Annotated in this window: 5 protein-coding genes; all 5 read left to right on the top strand. The window is 63.4% G+C overall.

What is annotated here, in order from left to right; all coding sequences use genetic code 11:
• Positions 1–252, top strand: a 252-nt coding sequence (locus ACOQFP_RS08135) for a transporter substrate-binding protein (protein WP_341245340.1), incomplete at its 5' end; no start/stop codon positions are given.
• 72 nt (positions 253–324) lie between these two features.
• The gene (urtB, locus tag ACOQFP_RS08130) at positions 325–1,209 is read left to right on the top strand and encodes an urea ABC transporter permease subunit UrtB (protein WP_206492547.1); all 885 of its coding nucleotides are present in this window, start codon (positions 325–327) and stop codon (positions 1,207–1,209) included.
• Positions 1,206–2,297 carry an urea ABC transporter permease subunit UrtC gene (gene urtC, locus ACOQFP_RS08125; protein WP_421583992.1) on the top strand — a complete coding sequence of 364 codons (1,092 nt, stop codon included), beginning with the start codon at positions 1,206–1,208 and terminating at the stop codon, positions 2,295–2,297. The genes urtB and urtC overlap by 4 nt, the downstream gene beginning before the upstream one ends.
• Entirely contained in the window at positions 2,294–3,124 is an 831-nt protein-coding gene (urtD, locus tag ACOQFP_RS08120) for an urea ABC transporter ATP-binding protein UrtD (RefSeq protein WP_421583991.1), read from the top strand. The genes urtC and urtD overlap by 4 nt, the downstream gene beginning before the upstream one ends.
• The coding region (locus tag ACOQFP_RS08115; protein ID WP_421583990.1) for an ATP-binding cassette domain-containing protein at positions 3,117–3,712 on the top strand (596 nt) is incomplete at its 3' end. The genes urtD and ACOQFP_RS08115, both read left to right, overlap by 8 nt.

The raw sequence follows: 3,712 nt of genomic DNA, 5'->3' as shown, positions 1-3,712 counted from the left end.
CTGTGGAAGAACACGGTCGAGAAGGCTGATTCGTTTGCGGTGGCGGATATTCAGGATGCTGCTGGTGGTGTCAGTTTCGCCGCTCCTGAGGGTGAGGTCGTCATCAACGGCGACAATCACCATATTTCCAAGACTGCGCGTATCGGTGAGATTCGTCCGGACGGTTTGATCTACACCGTGTCCGAGTCGCCGGAGCCGATCGAGCCCGATCCGTTCCTCGAGACCTACGACTGGGCTTCCGACCTCAACTGACCACCACCCATGTGAGTGGAACTTCGGTGCCTGCTCCGAAGTTCCACTCACATGCTCCGAAGGAGCTTTCCTATGGACGTCGTGATCGGACAGTTGTTCACCGGCCTGTCGATCGGTTCTATTCTTCTGCTTGCCGCCCTCGGGCTCTCGCTGACGTTCGGTCAGATGGGGGTGATCAACATGGCCCACGGCGAGTTCATCATGGCCGGCTCCTACACCGCGTATGTGGTGCAGCAGATCGTCTCCGCCGGCGGCGCATCACTGCTGATCTCCCTGATCGTCGGCTTTCTGGTCGGCGGCGTCATGGGTGTGCTGCTCGAGGTGACGCTCATTCAGCGGATGTATCACCGACCGCTGGACACCCTGCTCGTCACCTTCGGTGTCGGGTTGATCCTGCAGCAACTCGCCCGCGACATCTTCGGAGCACCGGCGGTCAACGTCGTGACACCGGACTGGCTACGCGGCGGTGTCGACATCCTCGGTGCCGTGGTCCCCAAGACCCGCATCTTCATCCTCGTCCTCGCGATCGTCGCCGTGGTGGCGTTGTCGGTGGCGTTGAAGAAGACCGCGATGGGTCGACGCATCCGCGCGGTGGTGCAAAACCGGGATCTGGCGGAGACGTCGGGCATCTCGAGCCGTAGGACCGATATTTCGACGTTCTTCCTCGGCTCCGGTCTGGCCGGTGTCGCCGGCGTCGCGCTGACCTTGATCGGCTCGACCAGTTCCACGGTGGGACAAAGCTATCTGATCGATGCGTTCCTGGTCGTCGTCGTCGGTGGCCTCGGCCAGATCAAGGGCGCGGTGATCGCCGCGTTCGCGCTCGGCATCCTCAACTCGTTCATCGAGTACAGCACCACGGCCTCGATCGCGAAGGTCATCGTGTTCGTGCTCATCGTGATCTTCCTGCAGGCCCGCCCGCAAGGATTGTTCGCCGTCAAGACAAGGAGCCTGGTATGAGCGAATTCCTCGCCAAACGCGGCGCATTGCTGGGGTTCGCGGTCGCCGCGATCGTGTTGTTCGCCGTCGCCCCGGCCGTCCTGAGCGACTTCCGGCTCAGCCTGCTCGGCAAATTCATCTGCTACGCCATCGTCGCGGTCGGTATCGGGTTGGCGTGGGGGCGCGGGGGAATGCTCACCCTCGGCCAAGGAGTGTTCTTCGGCATCGGCGCCTACATCATGGCCATGCATTTGAAGATCTCCGACGCCGCACTGCGCGGCGACGACGTCCCGGACTTCATGTCCATCGCCGGCATCCGCGAACTGCCCGCCTACTGGGTGCCGTTCACCTCACCGATCACCACCATCCTCGGCATCGTGTTCGTCCCGGCCCTGGTCGCGCTGGTCCTCGGGCTCGGGGTGTTCAAACGCCGCGTCAAAGGCGCCTACTTCGCCATCTTGAGCCAAGCCCTCGCTGCCGCGTTCGCGATCCTGCTGATCGGGCAGCAGACCACCGGCGGCTCCAACGGCCTCAACAGATTCCGCACGTTCTTCGGGTTCAACCTCAACGACCCCGCCAACAAACAGATGCTGTTCTTCATCGCCGCCGCCGTCCTGCTGGTCGTCGTCGCGATCACCCGGCAGCTGATGTACTCCCGCTACGGAGAGTTGCTGGTCGCGGTCCGCGATCAGGAAGAACGCGTCCGTTTCCTCGGTTACGATCCCGCCAACGTCAAAATCGTCGCCTACGTCACCGCCGCCTTCTTCGCCGGTCTCGCCGGAGCACTGTTCGTGCCGATCGTCGGCATCATCTCCCCCAACGACGTCGGCATCGTCCCGTCCATCGCATTCCTCATCGGAGTCGCGATCGGTGGCCGCACCACCCTGCTCGGCCCGGTCCTCGGTGCACTCGGTGTCGCGTGGGCGCAAACCACACTCTCGGAGCAGTTCCCGTCGGGCTGGACGTATGCGCAGGGTCTGCTGTTCGTGGTCGTCGTCGGATTCTTCCCCGCCGGCATCGCGGGCCTGTTCGCCCTGCGCACACGTACGAAGGAGCCCGAACCGCACCCCGAGCCGAGCGACGAGCCAGAAAAGGAACTGACCCGATGATCCATATCGAAGGCCAGCACCCCACGTTCGGCGGCAACGCCGGCATGTCCAGTCAGTACCTCGAAGTCCGGGACCTGACCGTCAGCTTCGACGGCTTCAAAGCCAACACCAACGTCGACCTGACCCTCATGCAAGGCGATCTACGGTTCCTCATCGGACCCAACGGCGCCGGCAAAACCACCCTGATCGACGCCATCACCGGCCTCGTCCCAGCCACCGGGTCGGTCACCAAATCCGGTGTCGAACTGCTCGGCAAAAAAGTCCACCAGATCGCCCGCCTCGGCATCGGCCGCACCTTCCAGACCGCCAGCATCTTCGAGAATTTGACGGTCCTGCAGAACTTGGATATCGCCGCCGGGTCCGGACGATCAGCACTGACGATGCTGCGTCGACGCAGTTCTGTGCTGCCGCAGATCGAACAGGCCCTCGACACGACCGGCCTGACGGCTGAGCGCGACAAGCCGGCAGGCATCCTCGCGCACGGGCAGAAACAGTGGCTCGAGATCGGAATGCTGCTGGTGCAGAACGCCGACGTGCTCCTGCTCGACGAACCCGTCGCCGGGATGAGTCACGAGGAACGCGAACAGACCGGCCAACTGCTCCAACGCATCGGCGGTGAGCGGACGGTGGTGGTGGTCGAACACGACATGGACTTCATGCGTATGTTCGCGACCTCGGTGACGGTATTGGCTGCTGGACGCGTCCTCGCCGAGGGCACAGTCGCCGAAGTACAGGCCGACCCGAAAGTCCAACAGGTCTACCTCGGCACCGCAGCAGCCGGCGAGGAACTCGACACGAAAGCACAAGAGGGAGCCGATCATGCTTGAACTGGTCGATGTCCACACCGGCTACGGCCGCAGCGACGTCATCCACGGAGCCTCACTCACCGTTCCCGCCGACGGCGTCGCCGCCGTCATGGGCCACAACGGTGCCGGCAAAACCACCCTGCTGCGGGCAGCGGTCGGACTGCTGAAAGTCAACTCCGGCACCGTCATGTTCGACGGCGAAGACGTCAGCTCGCTGCGGCCCAGCGCGCGAGTTGCGCGCGGCCTCGCCTACGTGCCGCAAGGCCAGCAGTCCTTCGGTCAACTCACCACCGCCGAAAACCTGCAGGTCGTCGCCGACGGCCGCACACGCGGCAAAGCACTGATCAGCGAAGTACTCGACCTGTTCCCCGCACTGACGCAACTACTCGACCGCAGAGCCGGACTACTCTCCGGCGGGCAACGCCAACAACTCGCCATCGCCCGCGCACTGATCACCGAACCACGAATGCTCATCCTCGACGAACCCACCGAAGGCATCCAACCCTCCGTCGTCGCCGAAATCGAAAAAACCATCCTCGAACTCACCCGACGCGGCGGCCTCGGAGTACTCCTGGTCGAACAACACATCGGCTTCGCACTCGAATCCGC

The sequence above is a fragment of the Rhodococcus sp. MALMAid1271 genome, from assembly GCF_049195265.1.
GTDB lineage: Bacteria > Actinomycetota > Actinomycetes > Mycobacteriales > Mycobacteriaceae > Rhodococcoides.
This window is presented reverse-complemented; position numbering and strand designations above follow the sequence as displayed.

Bases quoted from the DNA above. Each gene is read 5' to 3' on its own strand.
- urtB (WP_206492547.1), top strand. From the start codon at position 325: ATGGACGTCGTGATCGGACAGTTGTTCACCGGCCTGTCGATCGGTTCT.
- urtD (WP_421583991.1), top strand. From the start codon at position 2,294: ATGATCCATATCGAAGGCCAGCACCCCACGTTCGGCGGCAACGCCGGC.
- urtC (WP_421583992.1), top strand. From the start codon at position 1,206: ATGAGCGAATTCCTCGCCAAACGCGGCGCATTGCTGGGGTTCGCGGTC.